The sequence below is a fragment of the Lactimicrobium massiliense genome, from assembly GCF_900343155.1.
GTDB classification, from domain to species: domain Bacteria; phylum Bacillota_I; class Bacilli_A; order Erysipelotrichales; family Erysipelotrichaceae; genus Bulleidia; species Bulleidia massiliensis.
In genome coordinates this window covers 324,012-346,014 of sequence record NZ_OUNG01000002.1, presented here as the reverse complement: position 1 = coordinate 346,014, position 22,003 = coordinate 324,012, and the positions used below count along the sequence as shown (strand labels likewise).

Annotated in this window: 19 protein-coding genes; 5 read left to right on the top strand and 14 right to left on the bottom strand. The window is 48.4% G+C overall.

What is annotated here, in order from left to right:
* The first annotated feature begins 201 nt into the window (after positions 1 to 201).
* From DHU66_RS05080 to DHU66_RS05065, 4 genes are all read left to right on the top strand, one after another.
* A complete protein-coding gene (locus DHU66_RS05080) occupies positions 202 to 1,608 on the top strand; it encodes an MATE family efflux transporter (RefSeq protein WP_108774794.1) in 1,407 nt (468 codons plus the stop codon).
* Positions 1,605 to 2,180 (top strand): cytidylate kinase-like family protein, encoded by a 576-nt coding sequence (locus DHU66_RS05075; protein ID WP_108774793.1) that lies wholly within the window; start codon positions 1,605 to 1,607, stop codon positions 2,178 to 2,180. Before DHU66_RS05080 ends, DHU66_RS05075 begins: the two co-directional genes overlap by 4 nt.
* A gap of 69 nt (positions 2,181 to 2,249) precedes the next feature.
* Positions 2,250 to 2,795 carry a phosphatase PAP2 family protein gene (locus DHU66_RS05070; protein ID WP_108774940.1) on the top strand — a complete coding sequence of 182 codons (546 nt, stop codon included), beginning with the start codon at positions 2,250 to 2,252 and terminating at the stop codon, positions 2,793 to 2,795.
* Between the two features lie 63 nt (positions 2,796 to 2,858).
* Positions 2,859 to 3,707 carry an HAD family hydrolase gene (locus DHU66_RS05065; RefSeq protein WP_108774792.1) on the top strand — a complete coding sequence of 283 codons (849 nt, stop codon included), beginning with the start codon at positions 2,859 to 2,861 and terminating at the stop codon, positions 3,705 to 3,707.
* Positions 3,708 to 3,762: 55 nt separating this feature from the next.
* Here the strand turns inward: DHU66_RS05065 and DHU66_RS05060 are convergent, their stop codons facing one another.
* The 11 genes from DHU66_RS05060 to DHU66_RS05010 all read right to left on the bottom strand — a co-directional run bounded on the left by DHU66_RS05060 (position 3,763) and on the right by DHU66_RS05010 (position 18,331).
* Positions 3,763 to 5,058: a C1 family peptidase gene (locus DHU66_RS05060; protein WP_167836266.1), complete on the bottom strand. Its 1,296-nt coding sequence runs from the start codon at positions 5,056 to 5,058 to the stop codon at positions 3,763 to 3,765.
* 43 nt (positions 5,059 to 5,101) lie between these two features.
* Entirely contained in the window at positions 5,102 to 6,019 is a 918-nt protein-coding gene (locus DHU66_RS05055; protein ID WP_167836265.1) for an alpha/beta hydrolase, read from the bottom strand.
* A 110-nt stretch (positions 6,020 to 6,129) separates the two neighbouring features.
* Positions 6,130 to 7,437 carry a group II intron reverse transcriptase/maturase gene (gene ltrA / locus DHU66_RS05050; RefSeq protein WP_108774013.1) on the bottom strand — a complete coding sequence of 436 codons (1,308 nt, stop codon included), beginning with the start codon at positions 7,435 to 7,437 and terminating at the stop codon, positions 6,130 to 6,132.
* A 684-nt stretch (positions 7,438 to 8,121) separates the two neighbouring features.
* Positions 8,122 to 8,940 (bottom strand): HAD family hydrolase, encoded by an 819-nt coding sequence (locus DHU66_RS05045; protein WP_108774789.1) that lies wholly within the window; start codon positions 8,938 to 8,940, stop codon positions 8,122 to 8,124.
* On the bottom strand, positions 8,937 to 9,911 hold the full coding sequence (locus DHU66_RS05040) for a Gfo/Idh/MocA family protein (protein WP_108774788.1): 975 nt from the start codon (positions 9,909 to 9,911) through the stop codon (positions 8,937 to 8,939). Before DHU66_RS05040 ends, DHU66_RS05045 begins: the two co-directional genes overlap by 4 nt.
* 196 nt (positions 9,912 to 10,107) lie before the next feature.
* Positions 10,108 to 11,550 carry a transposase gene (locus DHU66_RS05035; RefSeq protein ID WP_108774787.1) on the bottom strand — a complete coding sequence of 481 codons (1,443 nt, stop codon included), beginning with the start codon at positions 11,548 to 11,550 and terminating at the stop codon, positions 10,108 to 10,110.
* A 297-nt stretch (positions 11,551 to 11,847) separates the two neighbouring features.
* The gene (locus DHU66_RS05030) at positions 11,848 to 13,290 is read right to left on the bottom strand and encodes a transposase (protein ID WP_108774786.1); all 1,443 of its coding nucleotides are present in this window, start codon (positions 13,288 to 13,290) and stop codon (positions 11,848 to 11,850) included.
* A 317-nt stretch (positions 13,291 to 13,607) separates the two neighbouring features.
* Positions 13,608 to 14,744, bottom strand: coding sequence for an amidohydrolase (locus DHU66_RS05025; RefSeq protein WP_108774785.1), 1,137 nt, complete (start codon positions 14,742 to 14,744; stop codon positions 13,608 to 13,610).
* 91 nt (positions 14,745 to 14,835) lie between these two features.
* Positions 14,836 to 16,293, bottom strand: a complete 1,458-nt coding sequence (locus tag DHU66_RS05020; RefSeq protein ID WP_108774784.1) for a TrkH family potassium uptake protein — start codon at positions 16,291 to 16,293, stop codon at positions 14,836 to 14,838.
* A 6-nt stretch (positions 16,294 to 16,299) separates the two neighbouring features.
* Entirely contained in the window at positions 16,300 to 17,664 is a 1,365-nt protein-coding gene (gene trkA / locus DHU66_RS05015) for a Trk system potassium transporter TrkA (RefSeq protein ID WP_108774783.1), read from the bottom strand.
* Between the two features lie 100 nt (positions 17,665 to 17,764).
* Positions 17,765 to 18,331, bottom strand: coding sequence for a uridine kinase family protein (locus tag DHU66_RS05010; RefSeq protein ID WP_135358309.1), 567 nt, complete (start codon positions 18,329 to 18,331; stop codon positions 17,765 to 17,767).
* Between the two features lie 300 nt (positions 18,332 to 18,631).
* Between DHU66_RS05010 and DHU66_RS05005 the strand changes: the two genes are divergently transcribed.
* The gene (locus DHU66_RS05005; protein WP_108774781.1) at positions 18,632 to 19,777 is read left to right on the top strand and encodes a hypothetical protein; all 1,146 of its coding nucleotides are present in this window, start codon (positions 18,632 to 18,634) and stop codon (positions 19,775 to 19,777) included.
* 79 nt (positions 19,778 to 19,856) lie between these two features.
* On the opposite strand, the gene DHU66_RS05000 is transcribed toward DHU66_RS05005, so the two are convergent.
* From DHU66_RS05000 to DHU66_RS04990, 3 genes are read right to left on the bottom strand one after another with little or no spacing between them, the layout of a single operon-like run.
* Positions 19,857 to 20,504 (bottom strand): CpXC domain-containing protein, encoded by a 648-nt coding sequence (locus DHU66_RS05000; protein WP_108774780.1) that lies wholly within the window; start codon positions 20,502 to 20,504, stop codon positions 19,857 to 19,859.
* Complete coding sequence (locus tag DHU66_RS04995) at positions 20,504 to 21,199, bottom strand: hypothetical protein (RefSeq protein WP_135358308.1); 696 nt, start codon at positions 21,197 to 21,199, stop codon at positions 20,504 to 20,506. The genes DHU66_RS05000 and DHU66_RS04995 overlap by 1 nt, the downstream gene beginning before the upstream one ends.
* Positions 21,200 to 21,257: 58 nt before the next feature.
* Positions 21,258 to 21,983, bottom strand: a complete 726-nt coding sequence (locus DHU66_RS04990) for a Bax inhibitor-1/YccA family protein (RefSeq protein ID WP_108774778.1) — start codon at positions 21,981 to 21,983, stop codon at positions 21,258 to 21,260.
* Positions 21,984 to 22,003: the final 20 nt, after the last annotated feature.

Below are 22,003 nucleotides of genomic sequence, written 5' to 3'. Positions count from 1 at the left end.
GTTTTCTTATTGCATCATACCGTACTTTTTGTGCCATGATGCAGCCATTTTCGAGCTTGACAAAAACTGGTTTTGGCGCGAAACTCCAGAATGTTATCAGACACGATACGAAACAAGCCCATTGGCTGTCACGATACAGTGTGCGCATTTTGCGTTCACTGTATTTTTTTATCGGTCTGGTATGAAAGGGGATATTCATACATGGAAGAAAAAACAAATGCCTTCATGGAGACAGAGAGCGTCGGCAGACTGATGCGGAAGTTCTCTGTCCCCTGCATCATTTCACTGCTGGTTGCAGCCCTCTACAACATTGTTGACCAGATCTTCATTGCCAATGCGAGCTACCTTAGCTCCTACGGCAACGCTGCCAATACAGTTGTCTTTCCACTGACTATTGTTGCCCTGGCCATTGCCGTCATGATCGGTGACGGTGCCTGCGCCTATGTCAGCATCTCACTTGGTGCCGGTGAACAGGAACGTGCCCACAAAACGGTAGGCAATGCCATTGTACTCTGCATCATTGCCAGCATCATTCTCACAGCCCTCTATCTGATTCTGCAGGAACCGTTACTGACATTGTTTGGCGGCAGAGTCAACGCAGACACATTCAGGAATGCCAAAGAATACTTCTTCTGGATCACGCTTGGCATCCCCTTCTACATGTTCGGTCAGGCCGTTAACTCCATTATCCGTTCAGATGGCTCCCCCAACTTTGCCATGGCAGCCACTCTGGCTGGTGCGATAGCCAACATCATCCTGGATCCTGTTTTCATCTTCCCGATGCACATGGGCATGGCCGGTGCTGCCATTGCCACCGTCATGGGTCAGATCCTGACAGCCATTCTTTCCATCTGGTACCTATTCCACATGAAAGCCATTCAGCTGCATAAAAACAGCTTCGGCCTTTGGGGAAGCCTGATGAAGAAATTCCTGTCGCTTGGCATCACAAGTTTCCTGTCCCAGATTTCACTCGTTGTTTCCATGGCCGTTGTCCAGAATGTATGCACAAAATACGGCGCCCTGGATCCGATCTTCTCCCAGGAACAGTATGCCCAGATCCCGCTGGCAGTTCTTGGCATTGTCATGAAATTCTTCCAGATTGTCATTTCCATTGCCGTCGGCCTTGCGGCAGGCTGTATTCCGGTGGTTGGCTATAACATCGGTGCCAAGCGCAATGACCGTGCAAAGAAATTCTTCTCCTATCTGCTGACAGCAGAATTCCTGATCGGTCTGGCAGCCCTTGTCATCGTCGAAGTCTTCCCTGCCAATATCATCAATCTGTTTGGTGCAAGGAACGAAAGCGAATACTACCGCGACTTTGCCATCAGATGTTTCCGCATATACCTCTGCATGATGCCGCTGGCAACCGTAAACAAAGGTTCCTTCATCTTCCTGCAGGCGATGGGCAAGCCGGTGGAATCCACCATCATTTCCATGGTCAGAGAAATTGTACTTGGTGTCTCCCTGCCAATCCTGCTGCCGCTGAAGTTCCAGCTGAACGGTCTGCTGTATTCCTTCCCGGCAGCCGATATTCTTACGTTTATCGTCGCATTATGTATTATCATACAGACATACAGAGAACTTGATAGAAAGGAGAAAATTGCATGAACAGAATCATTACCATCAGCCGTGAATTTGGCAGCGGCGGCCGCACCATTGGCAGACTGACCGCAAAAAAGCTGAACATTCCCTGCTATGATGCCGAGATCATTCAGAAGATTGCGGCAGAAAGCGGCTATGCCGAAAGCTATCTCAAAGAGGACAGCGAAGACACACCTGGCGGCTGGCTGGGTGCCGTCCTGGCCAACCGCCAGGCAGGCCCGACCAACCAGGATCTCATCTGGCAGATCCAGTGCAAGGTCATTCTCGATCTGGCCGAGAAATCACCATGTGTCATTGTCGGCAGATGTGCCGACTATGTCCTGAAAGACAAGGAAGACTGCCTGACTGTCTTCATCCATGCCAGCATGGAAAAGCGGGCAGAGCGCATTGTCAAGGAATATGGCGAGCGTCCGGAATCTCCTGAGCAAAGACTCAAAGACAAGGATAAGCGCAGAGCAGCCTATCACCGCTTCTATACCGACATGAAGTGGGGCCATGCCCAGAACTATGATATCTGCCTGGACTCTGGCAGACTTGGCATTGACAAGTGTGTCGACATCCTCACCCAGCTGTACTGATTGATCCAGCCTGATGCATATCCATCAGGCTTTTCTTTGCCAATCCGCTACAATAATACCGGTAATATCATGCTTACATGGATTCAAAACACAGACTGGATGATTCTGCACTTCATCCAGCACTATTTGCGCTGTCCCTTACTGGATTTTCTAATGCCCAAAATCACGATGCTTGGCAATGGCAGCCTGATCTGGTTACTGGCGGCTGTCCTTCTGTTTGCCTCAAAGAAATACCGGAAATACGGCATTGCATTGATGGCAGGAATTCTCTGTGGAAACCTTACCTGTGATGTCATTCTGAAGAATATCATCGCAAGACCCAGACCATGCTGGATCGAAAATGTAAATCTGCTCATTCATATGCCAAAAGATTATTCCTTTCCATCCGGCCATACCCTTACAGCGGTCATCAGTGCCGTGATCATTACATGTGCCAATCACAGGTTTGGCTGGGCTGCCATTCCTCTTGCCATCCTGATCAGTTTCTCAAGACTGTATCTGTTTGTCCATTTTCCATCTGATGTACTGACATCTATCGTATTCGGAATCATCATCGACCTGACCGCTGTATCTGTTGTCAGACGAACACCGAAACACACAGCGGATCAATCCTGATTTTGCCTGCAGGAAAATCATTTACAACCTGCATTTATCATTTGCCGGTTACAATACTGACATATGGAAAAAACAGAACAGACAAAGATACAGTTATTCGCATGTGATCTGGATGGCACCCTGCTCAATGAGGACCATCTGACCGACAGTGCATCCCTGGATATGATTGCCAAGGTGTTCAAATACCGCAGATATTTTTCTGCGGCTACGGGCAGATCCCTGCACAGGCATGAGCTGGAACGGCTTGGCCTGCAGAATATCTATCGGGTATGCATGAATGGGGCCATGGTGATCAGCCCGGATAACAGCGTGATTGCCAGCCATCCTATCCCGCAGGATACAGTCGCCGATATACTTGAAGCATTCCCAGACAGCGAGATTGAATTCATCAGTGCAGAATGCACCCTGTCCAGAGGCACCATGGAAACCAAAATAGAGGAATTCAAACGGTTTGGCTTTCGTGAAATCCCAGGATCACCCCTCCGGATGCGCAACTTTGTAATGGATTTTGTGTTCAACTGTACAGATGAACAGATTCTGTCCTGTCCGATATACAAGATCAACACAAGCTTTGACAATGAGGCAGAAAGCAGAAAGATGGATGCTTTTCTTTCTGAACACAGAGATACATTGACCAATGCCCCGACCATTGCAGGCATGTATGAGATCACTGCCAGGGGTATCTCCAAGGCGGTTGGCGTCGCAGAGCTGGCAAAGCATCTTAATATCACAGAAGAAGAAACAGCCGTGTATGGGGATGGCCTGAATGATCTTGAAATGCTGAAATACTTTGCCAACTCCTATGCCATGGCCAATGGCTGTGGAGAAGCCAAAGAAGCAGCACATTATCAGATCGGCACCAACAAAGACCATGCCGTTGTATTTCACATTCTGAATGAACTGGGATTGTAGAAAAAAATGCCAGCAGGTTTTTGAAACAGCCTGCCAGCATTTTTTCATCCTGCTGCTACATCCAAGGCAGATCCCACGGCTTCAATACCACAGGTTCCTTCTCCAGGTATTCTTTCTGTTCTTTGCTCAGGAAATCCTTGTGAATCGCCGCTTCAAAGACATAGGTTCTGAAATAATCTTCACTGCAGGCATAGATGCCGTCTTTTCCACTGTCTTTGCCCCAGGAGTTTTCAATCTTCCATCTGACCGGCTTACCATCTTCATCCAGATGCACGCCTAATAGAAGAACATTGTGGTTTGGTGAACTCTCACAAGTTTCCAGCAGGTCTTTCTTACTCATCGAAAGATCACCTGCTGCAGCGGAAAGCGCATAGCTGTCCGGATCAAGAATTCCTTCTTCTCTGTCAATGAAGGCACCTGCATCCAGGCCGATCCATACCGGCTTTCCTGCTTTGAGCTGGGCAATGCACAAACCCTCCAGTTTATCCATTTCCAGGTTTAATCTGACCCGGTTGTTTTCAGCCATATTGCCATTGTCGTGAGACACAATGCATACATGCATTGGTTCATAGGATGTCGGCTCACAGATCACATGGACATACTGGGAAAGATCAATGCCGGCATACTTCTGATAGAAAGATAACGGAGTCAGAGCTTTCTCTTCGTGCATGTGATTATCTTTATCACGCCATGCATAATCAAAGCTTTCAACCGGCTGTCCAAACAGGATGCACTGCAGACGGTAGATCTGTGTCATAGCCTGTGCTTTGATGGCATTCCTGTCTTTCTTTTCAGCCTTGCGGATCTCTGCACCGTATTTCCTCAGGATGCGGTTGGTCAATTGATCCGCTGTCTTTGTATGGCTGGAAGCCCATGTCTCCGGCATGACTTCCTTTGGTACAAGTCCATACTTTGTCACAAGACCTCTGACCTGATCCCAGACATTGCCATCACCAATACCACGGAACAGATACTGCACCTGGCGTGAAGACAGTGGTTCATCGGCTGTTTCCATAGCCATATTCAGCCAGTTATTGGCCTTTTCCAGCTTGTCATAGAAGGCCAGATAGTTTTCTGAGAATTCAAACTGTTCGACATTCATCTTCTCTGCAGTGATCTCACGCAGGTAGTTGAGTGCAGAAAACATCCAGCATCTGCCGCTTTGTTTCTGGGCAGTGATGCCATGATGTGCCACCTCCACATTGAATGCCTGATGCAGCGATGCACTCTTTCTTGCATCCAGAGCCAATGTCATCAGATCCTCATGGCCTGCCATAACGGATAGCACATGATCCTGTTCTGTCAGTGAATCCGACAGTTTTTCAAGATATTCTTTGTCTAATACTTCCATTGCGATACCTCTTGTTTTCTTCTCAAGTGTACCGCAGATCGCATCATTCCGCCGAAAACAAAGCCGGCAATGCTGTATACAGATATCTTGTCGTGGCATGGGAGTTATGCTTTTCGCCATCCCCGATATGCCATGTTGTATTGCCAGTATCAGAGAAATCAAAGAGGTCTGTCTGTTTCAACGATTCCATCTGTCTGACCATCGTATCGTTGGCAAAGTCATCACTGCCAGTGGCTGCCCATACCCGGAAATCATCTTTGCCATATCCTTCTGCCTGAATTGCGTTTGTGATATATCCGGCGGGATCATTTCTCGCCTGATCATCTGCACCCCAGTACAAGGAGCCAGACATGGCAATGTATTTGGAAAAGAGGTCCATGCTGTCACACATGCGGTACCATGTTGTGACAGCACCCATGGAGAAACCGCCAAAGGCACGGTGCTCACGATCTTTGTACACACTGTATCTGGCCTCGACAGCCGGCAGCAGATCTTTTCTGAGCTCAGTGCCAAAGTTCTTTGTCAGTGCCGCATCATAGTCATCGTTATCATCTTCCTGGTTATCGGGATAATAGGAAATGCCCACAATGATCATCGGCTCCATCTTTCCGGTCCGGATCAGATTGTCAATCATGACCTTATCCACACGGGGATCATCCGGTGTACCAAGGAACCTTGCGGCAGAGCCGCCCATGCCATGCATCAGAAACAACACATCATACTGCCTGCTTGCATCATAGCCATAGGGCACATAGACAATGGCATACTTCTGCATGTCACGGTTTTCACCCTTATAGCCATAGGTATTGGTATCGTAGTACAGCATCTCCAGCGTTCCGGAATGTCCTGTACGCATGGTGGCATAGAACGGCACTTTGGGCAGAGCAGAGGAACCACAGCCTGCCAGCAGTACCATCACCACTGTGATGATGGCAATCATTTCTTTTCTCAGTTTCCGCATTCTGTTTTCCTCCATATTGGTCCAAATAGGGTAGAGTGAGCCGCGTTAGCGGCTCGACCCTCCCGTTGCACCGTACGTACGGTTTTCCGTATACGGCGCTACGTTTGTATTTACTTACGATTATTGAGGTAGTATTCCAACGGGTTGACCAGTCCTGGTCGACCTGTTTTCCTACTTGGCAGGGCCAGTACTTTCGGGCTGAGAGCGTAATTTACCACATCCATTCCACTCCTCCGATACCATCCTAGGCGTGAGTTGGCTACCTTGTATGTATCTTCATCGGTGAAATTACAATGGAACATAGCGTTAAGCCTTTGGAGATTTGTGTCTATACGCTTCGGTTTCTTCCATTGCTTGATGATGATGACTCTGACTTTGTGCCGCATCCACTGTCCATATTCATCGAGGAAAGCCTTCATATCTCCGATGATGAAATAATTGATCCATCCTCTGACGATCTGATTCAGTTTTGTGAATGTGACGGCCAGAGGTCTGGATATTGCTTCCTTGCGTTGCAGGACAGCCTTGGTTTTCGCCATCAGCCGTTTCTTTCTGTCATCACTCGGTTTGCAGTGCCATCCGTCTTTTGCCTTCCAGTACGTAAAGCCTAGGAACTCGCTGTGTGTTGGCCTGACCACCTTTGTCTTGGTTGGACTGACCTTCAGAAACAGCTTTCGTTCCAGCCATGAGGCTACCGACTTCATCACTCTGTCTGCCGCCATTTCGCTCTTCACGAAGATGTCGCAGTCATCTGCGTACCGCACAAAATGCAGTCCTCTGCTCTCCAGTTCTTTGTCAAATTTATCGAGATAAATAAGGCTAAGTATCGGACTGAGGGGTCCGCCTTGCGGAACGCCTAGTTCAGTTGGTGATACGAGTCCGTTCACCATGACGCCAGCCTTCAGAAAGGACCGGATCAGGTGTAACGTTCTCTTGTCGTTTACCTTTTCTCTCAAAATGGAGATTAATTTGTCATGATTCACCGTATCGAAATACTTTTCGATGTCGAGATCAATCACCCAGTCGTATCCGCTGTTCAGATTATTCAGGACATCCTTCATCGCATCATGTGCGCTTCTGTTTGGCCTGAATCCATAACTATGGTCACTGAATGTGCTGTCGTAGATGCCGCTGAGTACCTGGGCTGCTGCCTGCTGTACCACCCGGTCTGCGACTGACGGAATACCTAATGGCCTTTGCTTGCCATTGGGCTTGGGTATATAGACCCTGCGGACTGGTTTCGGTCTGTACTGCATGTTCCGGATCTGCTGTTTGATTATTTCTTTATGTTTAGAGAAATACTCATCCAGCTCACTGGTTTTCATGCCGTCCACGCCGGCCGCGCCACGGTTTCTCTTAACCCTTCTGATCGCTTCTTCCAAGTTTTCGTCACTCAGAATCACTTCAATTAATTCCATACCGCTGTGCCATTCCTTTCTATCTGTAGATTATTCAGAATCATCCCGGGGCCCTTTGCCGTCAGAGGTTACGATCCTCTGCTGTAGGCTTATCCTCCCTTTCGGACTATCCGAACATTGCGTATAGTGGGGCACACTATACAAACATTAGGTCCTTCGCTCCACTTCCGTTACAGAAGCTTCATCACTACTATGACCTCAGCTGACTTCCTGCGATAGACCTTTATCCGACCAGATGATAACGATAGCTGTTTAAAAGCGTCTCGGTTTCCCTGTGTTTGGGTTCATCTGTCCGCAGGATCTCTCGGGGTAAGACACACATCTGTAATTTCCATAGCTTCCTGATTTACCGGTCGGCTTTACGTTTGTCTTTTGGACTTCAGCTTGCATAGCAGCCTTATCCGCCTTATGGCCTCAATCAGGTTTCTGTACGTAAGCTCAGAAATATGCTAGCTACTGCTTTCGCTCTGGGTTATTCACCCTCGGCTGGTAGTTCACTTCGCTTGGCGACAAATACCCGCGGCCTGCCTCTATTGCAGGCTAGATGTGTGCCATGCCCGACACACTATGAAACTGACACCCTCGGCAGGTGTCAGTGTCTTGTTTACTTTATTTTAATATCATTTATCTTTGCATGCTTGTAAGATGCCTGATTTCAACATCCTCGCATCCAGCCTATGCATATCAGACCAGTTCAAAGTGTTCCATGGCTTTGGCAAGACCATCATGATCAATGTCATCGGTCACGTAGTCTGCTGCCTTCTTGAGCTCATCAAACCCATTGCCCATGGCAATACCAGTATGACATCTTTGAATCATATCCAGATCATTGCCAGAATCGCCAAAGGCATACGTATCGGCCATATCCCCCTGCAACATCTCCACAAGCTTCTCAATGGCTGTACCCTTACTGACGCCTTTCCTGGTAATCTCACCGGATTTCCTGCCTTCTTCGATATGATAGCCGGCTGTGGAAACTAGTGTCAGCTGTGGACTCATTACCTTCTGAAAGTCATCCATGATTTCTTCAGTGGCAAAGCCGATATCGATTTTCAGAATATCCTGGCTGCGATACTGGGTGAATGGTTTGGCACCGAATTTCTGCAGCTTATCCTGAAAGGATGTAAACCTTGGATCAAAGGCAGCTGACTTTTCAAAGCGGTCCATCTCTGCCACATTTTTGAACATCTCATACGAACTCTGCAGCGAGTAGGCACCATTTCTTTCCTCTGCCTGAAAGACCGTCCTGGAACAGATGGCATGGGGAATGGGATTGGTATACAGGATCTTTCCATGCATGAAGATACCGGCACCATTGCAGTAGATCACACCATCCATGTCAAGATCCTTCACAGCCCACAGTGATGACAAGTGCCTTCCAGTCGCAAGAAAACATAAGTTGCCCTTCTGCCTGGATCTTTCAATTGCCTTTTTTGCACTGGGAATCAGGCCATGATCATGGCTGACCAGTGTGCCGTCAATATCAAAGAACAAATATTTCATGCATGTTTCCTCCAGCAGCCGGAAATTTCTTCCATCACTTCCATATTGCGCAATGAATCATCCCATGACATGACATTACTTTCGATTTTTCCTTCTTTAAGAAGCTGCACAAAGTGGGCAATCTCTCCATGGAAATCATCATTCTCATAGGGCACCTGATATGTTTTCTCTGCTTTGGCTGTTTTCACAGTGAAGTGATCCGGCCGGTGGGCCGGGGCAAAGGCTATGGATCCTCTGGTGCCGCAAATGACGGCATGGGATGGAATATTCCTGTCAAATCCGCAGGCAATCTCTGCTGTTCCGTTATGAAAGGCAAGCTTTGCTCTGACAAACATATCCACGCCTTCTTTCAGGACCAGATCTTCCAGTTCCACCTGCGGCAGCCCCGGAAACAGATCAATCGCCAGAGCCGTCAGATAGCAGCCGCCATCCAGAAGGCAGCCGCTTCCCTTACCGGAAGTATGATAGCCTTTGCCAAACAGAGCAGGCGGCAGGACAGAACTGTTTTCAGCGCTGATCTGCATGATATCCCCTATCTCAGACAGATGTTTTTTCATTGCGGTATATGCCGGCTCAAAGCGCGTCTTCATCGCTTCCATATACAGCGTATGGCTGTCACGGGCAGCCTGGATGACCTGTTTCATTTCATCTGTTGTAATCACCGCAGGTTTCTCAGACAGCACCGGCTTATGTGCCTGCAGTGCCTTGACAGCCCACTCGGCATGCAGAAAATGCGGCAGAGCAAGATAGATGGCATCCACGTTTTCATCCTGAATCAGCGCATCAAAATCGGTATAAATGACATCACACGGAAACTCTTTCTGAAAAGCTTCCATTTTTTCCTTACTGCGGCCGGAAATGGCGTACAGACGACAGTTATCAAAATGGGCAAGTGACGCACAGAAGCGCTTTGCAATCCCACCGGCACCAATGATACCCCAGCGGACGGGAAGAATTGTATTCTGAATCATAATTACCTCCGGGGCTATTATAGGCACGAATAAGAAAAACCGTCCATGGGGGATAGACGGTTTGAGTAGTGTCGAAAACCCGGAAGGCAACTGATAGGTATCTGACGGCTGAGAAGCCGGAGATATAAAAAATTGCGGCCAAGGCGCAATAAAAACAACTTTGGAACTCGTTCTTTCAAAACTGAATCTTCAATGCTTACAGCTCATCCTTTATCCAGGCATCAAGATGGATATTGATGCCGGCAAAGATTGCGAAGAAAGCATGCTTGGATCCATTACGGATTTTCATCTGGTGAAGATGATAGTCGTTCAGGATTCTGGTGTTCATTCTTTCTGTCGAAGTTCTGTTCCGGTAAATCTCTTTCCACTTTTCAGACCTGTATGGAACAGGTCCGAAGAGCCGGATGTCATCACCGTCATTGACGTATATCGTTCTTCCATAAGCGGAAGAACTGCACTCATTCGCAAATGGACAGGAGGAAATCTTATTCATCCTGAGTGGGCAGCGGAATTTTCTGCGCTTTCTCTGAATGTCGTAGCCATAGTCATACATCGGTGTTCCATTCGGACAAACAGGCACGCCATTCTCATTCAGCTTGAACTTATCAAAGGGATTGTCCCCAGCAGACCGTTGATTGCGGTCGATGATTGGAATAATATTCTTGTGACGGAAGAACTGAAAGATGGCAAGACTGTCAGAAGCTGCGTCAAAGCACATGTATCGCGGGTGGATATCGGGATTCATGTCAAACAGACGTGCTGAGGCAGATATGGTGGTCAAAGCATCGTGCCGTGAGGCTTTCTCAAGATCGATATAGATAGGCAAGTCTACTGATCTATGGGGATTGTGGTACGAGATGTTGTAAAGAGTGTAGCCGAGATAGTAGGACTCAAGATCACTGTCCCATCCGATGTCAGCGTCAGGTGCAGAATAGCGGACGAGAGGATTTCCATCCTTATCCAATTTGACTTTGTGGCCAAATGGAGAGGCGTGGATGTGAAGCGAAGAACCATCTCCGGACAAGATGAGATTATTCGACTCAATGAATCCCATGTCGGAAGAAGGAATCACAGCCAGTGCATTGAAGAGAGACTGAAGTGTGTAGATCATCCGATCCCGATCCCATTCGGCGCCGTTTTTATATTTGTCAGCGAGAAATAAGGTTTCGGAATGTGAATAGTTAATCAGCTTGTCATGGTTCTTGGGTTTCTTTTGAGAAGGCTTCGTATAGTAACCCTGCTGCAGCAGATCAGAGAGATGTGGATCTGAGTGCGTTAAACGATTGATAAAGTCGTAATGAGAAGCAGGACCAGGCGGAGAGAAAGAGCCAATCAGCCATTGAAGCAGAAAATCAGAAGACAGATCTGCACACCAGTTATGAATGGACAAATACCCGAGGTGCTGCATGAGAATGAAGGACCGGATGAGCACAGCGGGGTCATGAGCCGGACGGCCGGTAACAGAGTAGAGAGGAAACAGAACATCTACGGCAAGATCGACGTCCAGCTTCCGAAGCTTATGCAAAGCAGAATGGAACTTAGAAGTATCCAGTCGTTTAAGCTGAGCATAACCAAGATGATCTTTTTCATCCCTAAGGAAAGCACGATATTCCAGGGACGAAGAGATATGTTTGAGCATTTCACTCACCTCCCACCTTTTCAAGAAAAGCGAGCGAAGCGAGCAGGGCACGCTTGAAATTTTGTCAAGAGTTGACAGCGAAAAAGTGGGGGGATTATGAAATGAGGAGCACAGAGAAAAGAGCGTTGCCTGTACTCCTAAGAGTTTTCGACAACGCTCGGTTTGAGTAGTGTCGAAAACCCGGAAGGCAACTGATAGGTATCTGACGGCTGAGAAGCCGGAGATATAAAAAATTGCGGCCAAGGCGCAATAAAAACAACTTTGGAACTCGTTCTTTCAAAACTGAATCTTCAATGCTTACAGCTCATCCTTTATCCAGGCATCAAGATGGATATTGATGCCGGCAAAGATTGCGAAGAAAGCATGCTTGGATCCATTACGGATTTTCATCTGGTGAAGATGATAGTCGTTCAGGATTCTGGTGTTCATTCTTTCTGTCGAAGTTCTGTTCCGGTAAATCTCTTTCCACTTTTCAGACCTGTATGGAACAGGTCCGAAGAGCCGGATGTCATCACCGTCATTGACGTATATCGTTCTTCCATAAGCGGAAGAACTGCACTCATTCGCAAATGGACAGGAGGAAATCTTATTCATCCTGAGTGGGCAGCGGAATTTTCTGCGCTTTCTCTGAATGTCGTAGCCATAGTCATACATCGGTGTTCCATTCGGACAAACAGGCACGCCATTCTCATTCAGCTTGAACTTATCAAAGGGATTGTCCCCAGCAGACCGTTGATTGCGGTCGATGATTGGAATAATATTCTTGTGACGGAAGAACTGAAAGATGGCAAGACTGTCAGAAGCTGCGTCAAAGCACATGTATCGCGGGTGGATATCGGGATTCATGTCAAACAGACGTGCTGAGGCAGATATGGTGGTCAAAGCATCGTGCCGTGAGGCTTTCTCAAGATCGATATAGATAGGCAAGTCTACTGATCTATGGGGATTGTGGTACGAGATGTTGTAAAGAGTGTAGCCGAGATAGTAGGACTCAAGATCACTGTCCCATCCGATGTCAGCGTCAGGTGCAGAATAGCGGACGAGAGGATTTCCATCCTTATCCAATTTGACTTTGTGGCCAAATGGAGAGGCGTGGATGTGAAGCGAAGAACCATCTCCGGACAAGATGAGATTATTCGACTCAATGAATCCCATGTCGGAAGAAGGAATCACAGCCAGTGCATTGAAGAGAGACTGAAGTGTGTAGATCATCCGATCCCGATCCCATTCGGCGCCGTTTTTATATTTGTCAGCGAGAAATAAGGTTTCGGAATGTGAATAGTTAATCAGCTTGTCATGGTTCTTGGGTTTCTTTTGAGAAGGCTTCGTATAGTAACCCTGCTGCAGCAGATCAGAGAGATGTGGATCTGAGTGCGTTAAACGATTGATAAAGTCGTAATGAGAAGCAGGACCAGGCGGAGAGAAAGAGCCAATCAGCCATTGAAGCAGAGAATCAGAAGACAGATCTGCACACCAGTTATGAATGGACAAATACCCGAGGTGCTGCATGAGAATGAAGGACCGGATGAGCACAGCGGGGTCATGAGCCGGACGGCCGGTAACAGAGTAGAGAGGAAACAGAACATCTACGGCAAGATCGACGTCCAGCTTCCGAAGCTTATGCAAAGCAGAATGGAACTTAGAAGTATCCAGTCGTTTAAGCTGAGCATAACCAAGATGATCTTTTTCATCCCTAAGGAAAGCACGATATTCCAGGGACGAAGAGATATGTTTGAGCATTTCACTCACCTCCCACCTTTTCAAGAAAAGCGAGCGAAGCGAGCAGGGCACGCTTGAAATTTTGTCAAGAGTTGACAGCGAAAAAGTGGGGGGATTATGAAATGAGGAGCACAGAGAAAAGAGCGTTGCCTGTACTCCTAAGAGTTTTCGACAACGCTCGGTTTCTTTGGGGGGGAAGTATTTCTCCAGGATGGGGGGTCTGGAGAACTTCCTAATCTTTGGGAGATTATCATCAGATGTTTTCCCATCTGACAGTTGTAATACTAGGAGAAAAATGTGATACAAATATGTCCTGTATGTGAACAATAGGTGAACTTTTACAATTGTTCTCCGGCGATGTATACCTGTCTGACAGTTGAGGATACTTCAAACGGTGAGCCATCGATGATGACAAGATCCGCATCCTTGCCCACTTCAATGGAACCCACTCTGTCTGAAACACCGATATGCTCAGCCGGATGGATTGTGATGGCCTGCAATGCATCAAAGGGATCCATGCCTGCCTTGATGGCATAACCGGCACAAAGCGGCAGATACTGCAGCGGAATAACCGGAGCATCGGTAATAATCGACACATGGCAGCCCGCTTTGGCAAGAATGCCAGGCGTTGTCCAGGATTTGTTCTGCAGCTCAAACTTGGACGCATTGGTCAAAGTCGGTCCAACTGCCAGAGGCAGATCCGGATACCGTTTCAGAATATCCACAATCAGATGACCTTCCGTTACATGTTCCAATGTCAGTTTGACATCAAACTCTCTGGCAATCCGGATCGCCGTCAGAATATCATTGGCCTGATGGGCATGAATCTTCAGCGGGATCTTCTTCTCAATGACCGGAATCATGGCCTCATACTTCATATCAAAGGCAGGCATCTTCAGCGGATCACCATTGGCAGCAGCTTTGCGTGCCATATAATCCTTCGTCTGAAACAGCATATTGCGAATCACAGCTGCCGTGGACATCCTTGCACAATTACCTTTATCCTGATAGCAGCGCTTCGGATTTTCACCAAGTGCACACTTCATGGCAATGTTGTCTCTTACGATCATGTCATCTACACAGATGCCGGTTGTCTTTACACACGTCCAAAGACCGCCGATTGCATTGGAACTGCCTTGTCCGGTGGCAGCACACGTCACGCCTGCCTTCGCTGCCATGGCAATGGCAGGATCCTGGGGATTGAAGCTGTCAATCGCACGCAGCTGCGGCGTACAGATATCATTGCGTTCATTGTAGTCACGCCCCTCAAAACCAATGCCATAGCCATCCAAGCCAAGATGACAGTGCGCCTCTACAAAGCCCGGATACACATTGGCATCCTTTACATCCACCAGTTCTTCATCAGATGGCAGATCCGTGCCGATATCTTGAATCTTTCCAGCCTTTACCAGAATGTCAGCACGATATGGCTCACGGTGAATGGCATCATGAACCAGTCCATTATGAATAATCATCTCGATTTCCTCCTGATAGCAGTCAGTATAGCACGATGAAAAAACACTGCCAGCAGATCAGCTGACAGTGTGTGCATTTCTATTGTGATGCTTATCTTCTCTTGCGCCATGTACGGCGGGAGAACAGCATGATGATCGGATAGATCTCCAGACGGCCGGCCAGCATATCAAAGGTCATGACAATCTTTGAAAGGGCACTGTACGCCGCAAAGTTGGAAGTCGGTCCAACTGCATCCAGACCAGGCCCGATGTTATTGAACGTTGCCATGACTGCAGAAAAATTGGTTTCTACCGTAAAGCCATCCAGAGAAACGATCAGGAAGCTGAGGATGACGATGCCGGCATAGGCAATCAGATATGCCTCACAATTGCGGATGACCTGCTCATCCACTTTGCGGTCATTGATACGGATGGCACTGACTTCATCAGGATGCTGGTTTTCATGCACGTTGCGGCGCAGAATCTTGCCAAGCAGAATCACCCGGATCACCTTGATGCCGCCGCCGGTACTGCCTGCACAGGCACCAACAAACATCAGGAACAGAATGATGGCCTTGGCAAAAGCAGGCCACAGATTGAAGTCCGTTGTTGCATATCCGGTTGTGGACATGATTGTCGCAACCGTAAAGGCACAATGCCGGATCGTTTCTGACAGTGAGCCATACATTCCGCGTACATTGAGCACCAGAGCTGTAATCGTCACAGCAATGATCAGCAGATACCCGCGAAGTTCCTCATCCTTCCAGACTGCTTTGAAGTTGCGCAGCCAAAGCAGGTAATAGATCGAAAAGTTAACCGCAAAGGCAAACATGAAGATCGTTGTTACCCACTGAATGTAAGGCGAATAGGAAGCACAGGAGCTGTTGAGAACAGAGAAGCCGCCGGTGCCGGCTGTGCCAAAGGCAATGCAGCAGGCAGAGAACCAGTCCATCCCGCCAGCCAGTAGAAAGATAATGTTCAGTACAGTCAGGACAAGATACAAACGGTACAGGATCAGTGCCGTCTCCTTCATGCGCGGTGCCATCTTGCCAACGGCAGGACCGGGGGACTCTGCCCGCAGAATATGCAGGGTGAAGCCCTGATTCTTTCCGCCAAGGGGAACAATTGCCATCAGGAAGACAAGCACGCCCATGCCGCCGACCCAGTGTGAGAAAGACCGCCACCAGAGAAGTCCCTTGTCCAGTGCTTCCACATCCGTAAGGATGGAAGAACCAGTGGTCGTGAAACCTGAGACCATTTCGAATAAACAGTCGATGTAATTGGGAATTTCCCGGGAAAAGAAGAAGGGAAGACAGCCAAGAGCAGACATCACCAGCCAGCTCAGGCCAGTTGTAACAAAGCCTTCCCGCTGATAGAAGCCCTTTCTGGCATTCCGTGTCAGAAGGAACAGAATACCGGCACAGCCAAGAATAATCGGCAGGGTCAGGCAATAGCCATAGATGGCAGCAGGTTCATGATAGCCAATGGATATGAACAATGCCGGCAGCATCAGGCCCGCTTCTACAACCAGAATCCAGGCAATGATGCGCCATATCATTTTCCAATTCATCTCAGCTTACTCCCCGAAAATATCATTCAGCGTACCAATGACATGATCACTGGCCGCAACAATGACAACTGTATCACCGGCATGGAACGTCATATCACCATGGGCAATCTCTGTCGTTCTGCCGCTGCTGATCGATGCAATCAGAACATTCTTCTGAATCGGCATATCCTTGAGCTTTTCACCGATGTGCTTTGTATTTTCATCCACAACAAACTCCAGCACCTCAGCATTGCCGGACGCAATCTTATGCACTGACAGGGCAGACAGACCAGAACTGTGCTCCATCGCTCTTACATAGCGGACAATATGCGTCGTGCACAGATCCTTCGGGCATACCGTCGGTCCCACCGGCAGACTGTCCAGAATACGGCTGCTGTCACCGCGGCCAAGCTTGGTAATCGTCAGCGGAACATGACACATGGACGCATACATGGATATAACAATGTTCAGCTCATCAATGCCTGTGCAGCTTACCACAGCATCATAGTCCGTCAGATCCTCTGTTTCCAGAAAAGACTGACTGGACGCATCCCCATGCACTACCGTTGCGTCCGGCAGCAGATCAGCCAGTTCCTCACAGCGCGATGCATCCGATTCAATGATATTGGCAGTCATGCCAGAACGTCCCAGTTCAGAAGCCAGATAGTAGCTGATCCGGCCGCCCCCGGCAATCAGAACATGGCGGATATTCTTCCTGATAATGCCAAGATGAACAAGCATCTGATGCAGATTATTGCTGGAACCGGTAACGGAGATTCTGTCACCCGCCATCAAAGACGCATCACCACGTGGGATGATCACCTCGCCATGACGCTCAATTGCACAGACAAGAACACGTGTATGCACCGCATTTTCCAGTTCACTCAACCGTTTGCCGCACAGCAGGGATCCTTCTGCCACCCGCAGTTCAATCATCTCCATACGAGCCTTGGCAAAGGTCTCACGTGTCAGAGATCCCGGCAGCTTCAGAAGCTGGAAAATTTCATGGGCTGCCTGACGTTCCGGATTCACCACCAGATACAGGCCGAACTCATCACGCATTTCATATGCCTGGGCAACATATTCAGGATCACGGATACGCGCAATGCAATTGATGTGCGGATTCAGATGCTTGGCGGTAATGCAAGCCAGCAGATTGACCTCATCCGCATTGGACACCGCAATCAGCACATCCATATCGGTAATGCCTGCTGCCTGCAGTGTCGACAGCGATGCACCATTCCCCGTCACCGCAATGACATCATAGGCACCCTGCGCCTTCTCCAAAACATCCGGACGCACATCCACAAGCGTGATGTCATGTCCTTCCCTGGACAGCTGCGCCGTACAGGTATATCCCACCTTGCCTGCGCCAACGATTAATATCTTCATACTTAAAAAAACCCTCCCAGAGGCAGGAATATTGTAGCACTACTGATTTTTAAAGCAATCAAATCACCGGAAAGGCCAGACAATACGCCGCTTCTGGCTGTTATTCGTATGCTTTCAGCACCAGATCTGCCTGTTTCTCCGGCTCAAATGCCGCAAAATACTTCTCTTCCAGAGGAATCCAGCGCGCATTGAACACGGCAAGCTTCTGCTCCCCTTCACGCGCCAGAAGGCGTTTCTGCTGCAAAGACGGATCAATCGTTACAAACACGCAGAAATCATAGTATTTCCGCAGCTGCGAATGCATGCAGTAGGACCCCTCCACAACAAGTATATTTCCAGGCACAAGAGATACCGTCTCTCCAAGTGCCATCTGTGTACAGTCAAACTTCTGATAGGAAAAGGGTTTATGAAAGCGCCACTGTTTCAGCACTTCTTCCACACGTTCATGGTCAACGTTTTCTCCCGGTACTGCATATCTTGCCGAGGTACGCTGATATTCCTGCAGGAAGAAATCATCCATGTGCAGCAGGTCAGCATGCAGATCACAGGCCAGCAGCGTCCCCAGTGTTGTCTTGCCTGATCCGCATCTGCCATCAATGGCAATGATGCAGGGCACCGGAAGTTCAGACGCCCTTTTTCTCAGAATTTCACGTTCTTTTTCCCACATATTCTCATTTTTACCATGCATTCATATATGTGTCAAACCATGAGAAAAGGCCCTCACACCGGGCCTTCTCTCTTTTTATTTAAGGGGATAGAATCTTTGGCGAATTGCTAAAGGGGGAGCAATTCCTTTAATGATCCAAAGTGCACTTTCCTTGTGCAGTTATAAGATAGCAAATACGTCCCGCAGAATTATGTCTTAAATATGTGACTTTGTGTGATTTTACAAATTCCTACTTGTATCGATACAGCCGGGTACACTATCATGCAGTCAGAAAGCACCATAGAAAGCGGGGAAACCACGATGACACAATCTTTACCGGCCGGGCTGAATGATCAGCAGTGGTCTGCAATGATGCGCACCCTGCAGGACCATCCGGCCACCATGAACGATTACCGCAAAGTGATCAATCTGCTGTATGCCTGGCATGATGGCCAGTATTCCATTCTGACCATTACGCCACAGGCTGCTCGAGACTATTTTGACCATCTGGATGAGAAGGCAAAAGACGGCACCTTGAGTGCCAATACTGTCCACCGCTACAAGGCAACACTGCGGGCAGCAGGCAGCCGCATCGCAGCCTGCCCATCTCTGTTTCCCGGCTACCAGAATCCCTTTGCCGGCATCATGCACAATGAAATCAGAGCCCGTACAACCTATCAGAAAGATACTTTTGCAAATCCTGCGGATATCCGGACTATGATCCATGTTTTGCCAAAGCTGCCGGCAAAGAAGCAGATCCTGCTGGAATGCATGATCTACATGGGCCTCAAGCCAAAGCAGTTGGAAAACATCCGTCTGGACAGTTTCACCATCAATCCGCGCAATGAGAAAGAACTGCTGCTGACATTCAATGATGGTACGTATCTGGAGAAGAAGACAACCGGCAGAAGAGTAATGCCAGATGCCCGCATGAAGCTCATCAGCCGCAGTGCCAGCGGCACAGCAACATGGCAGGTAACTGCCGTATGGCGCTTCTTTGGTGATTACAGCAGGAAACTGCGCGCCTATCACCTTGGCATCGGCAACCAGAAAGAAGACCGTCCGTTCTTCCTGACCAGCCGGAAACAAGCCTATTCCTACCGGGCACTGCACAGTCTGCTGGCCGAAACATGTACACAGGCGGGCCTGAACCCCAACGCCATCACGCCCTATCAGTTATATCTGTATGGCACCATCCGTTCCAAACTCATCTTTGATTCTCTGCTGGATCAGAAACATCTGCGGGCATCCATGGATACCTCCAAGTCACGGGCAGAGAAGAATCACATCCTGACTGAAATGAGACAGCTCGAGAATGATTTTCTGCCTCTGATTGAAGATGGCTGGATCGGCGGCTGGTACAAAGAATATCCGGCAGACCGCAAAGCACTGGTGGATGAAATTGCTGTCCAGATGGGAAACGACTTCCTGAAAGAGGCAATCGGCCTGAACATGGCACATATCTAAAGCCATTTCTGCGGCATCTGTCTTTCTATCGTAAAAAAGGAGTCCACTTTCATTGGTGAGACTCCCTTTTATATATGTTTCAGGCTCTGCCAGCCGGCGACATGAACAGTGAAACCATCCAGTCCGCATTGACCAGTGGCATCTCACTGTCATCCACCTTGTAGCGTTCCGGCTTCTGGTTCATTTCTTCTTCCAGCATCGCTGTTGGAATCATGAAGGCCATGCCCTTATCTCCGGTTTTGACATTGATGTGCATGACATCATTTTCTGTGCGCTGGTATTCAATCGAAGTGATGTCCTCCGGCTTACCCTTCTTGTTGTCCACAAATTCGATGAAGCAGTCATATTTGGCCAGTTCCACCATGACATCATTGACACCATCTTCCAGAATCTGGATTTTTTCCGTGAATTCTTTGACGGTGGCACAGCGGCGCAGCACATAGCCCTTTTGTACCAGCGGCTTTGTGAAGGCCCTGATATCCATTTTGCCAAAGTCATGGGCACATACCCAGATGGCAAACTTATGGATCGGATCTTCATACAGCAGATCTTTCTGGACAAGGAACTGCTTGTGGCAGTGCGGACATTCCTGCTGGAAAATCTCACCATATACACAGCGGTCACGCAGATCCGGATCCTGCTGGACGTTCACAGCATCATAGACTGTCATATCAAACACATATCCACAATACGGACATTTATATTTCACATCATGATTCTCGCTCATTAACTGCGGTACACTCTCCCTTCATATGCAATGCCAAGCTGTTCAGACAGCTGCCTGATTTTCTGCATGGCTTCCTCATCCGAGACACTCAGCTTGTCTCCTATAAACAATGCCAGCAGCCTGACCTGATCATCCACGGCATACGGCATGGCCTTAAACGGTGTATGGTCCGGCAAGCCCGGAACATCCTCAGCTGTATAACCAGTGATAAATGGACCATCTGTTCCTGACAGACAGGCTTCATATTCATGAATCTCATCATCTGAAAGAAAACCAGTCAGCACAATATCGGCATAGGCTGCATTGCGCAGATCATCCAGACGGGCATCATTGCGCAGAAACAGCAGATCCTCATCCACGTTCTTTTCCACACCGGCCAGAAACGATGCATTCTTTTTCAAAAGATCCTCATCACTTTCCACCAGTCTTGCCGTACGGCCAAAGACATCCTGCATTGACCAGAAGCCAAGCATCTCGGGATCATCCAGCCCGCGCGTACAGTTTTCCCAATCCGGGCCGACGGAAAGCACATTGAACATCACTTCGCCATCATCGCTGCAATAGCAGGAACACAAGGCAAAGCAGTCATCCTCATGAATCTCAATGCGGTCCTTCAAGGTTTCGGTCAGATCATCTGCTTCAATCGTCAGAAACTGATGCCTGTATTCATTTAATCTGTATTCTTCTATCTTCATTTTCACCAAGATTATAACAAGAAAAAAGGCAGGAAGCCCTGCCTTGCAAGAAACACAATCAGTTCCGGGAACTGCTGCGGGATCCCACAATCCGCAGGATATACAGGAACATGTTGATGAAGTCCAGATACAGCTCAAAGGCACCATAGACAGCCAGATTGCCGCTGAGCATTTCATTGCCCTGGGTCTGATAGTAGATTGCCTTGACTCTCTGCATATCCCATGCAGTTAAGGCACCAAACAGGACGACGCCAATATAGGAGATCACCAGGCCATCACGCAGTGATGGGATAAACAGAGCCAGTACAGAGGCCAGCACCAGAGCGAACAGGCCGCCGATCATGATGCCGGAGAAACGGGAAAGATCCACGTTTGTATAGTGGCCGATCACGGCGCAGGCAAAGAACATGACTGCCGCAAAAGCAAAGGCGGTAAATACGGTTGTTAAGCCAAACTCCAGAGGCAGGATTGAGAAGGTGAAGCCGGTGACACCGGCATAGACATAGAACATGGCTCTGGCTGTGCCATTTGACATGGTTGTCAGTCTTCTTCCCATTGAAATGCAAAGGCCGATCTGGACGATGAATGCCACAAGGAATGCCATACTGATGGAGCCATTGGCAAGCATCTTGTACATCCAGCCTCCTGACATGATATTGAAATAGCCAAGGGCGGCTACCAGGGCAGTAATGCCAAGGCCGGCACCCATGGTCACAAAGACACGGGACAGATACGACTGCAGGGTTCCGCCCGCGGAATAGACGTTTTCACGATTGAATTCCATGAATTTCAGCTCCTTTCGCT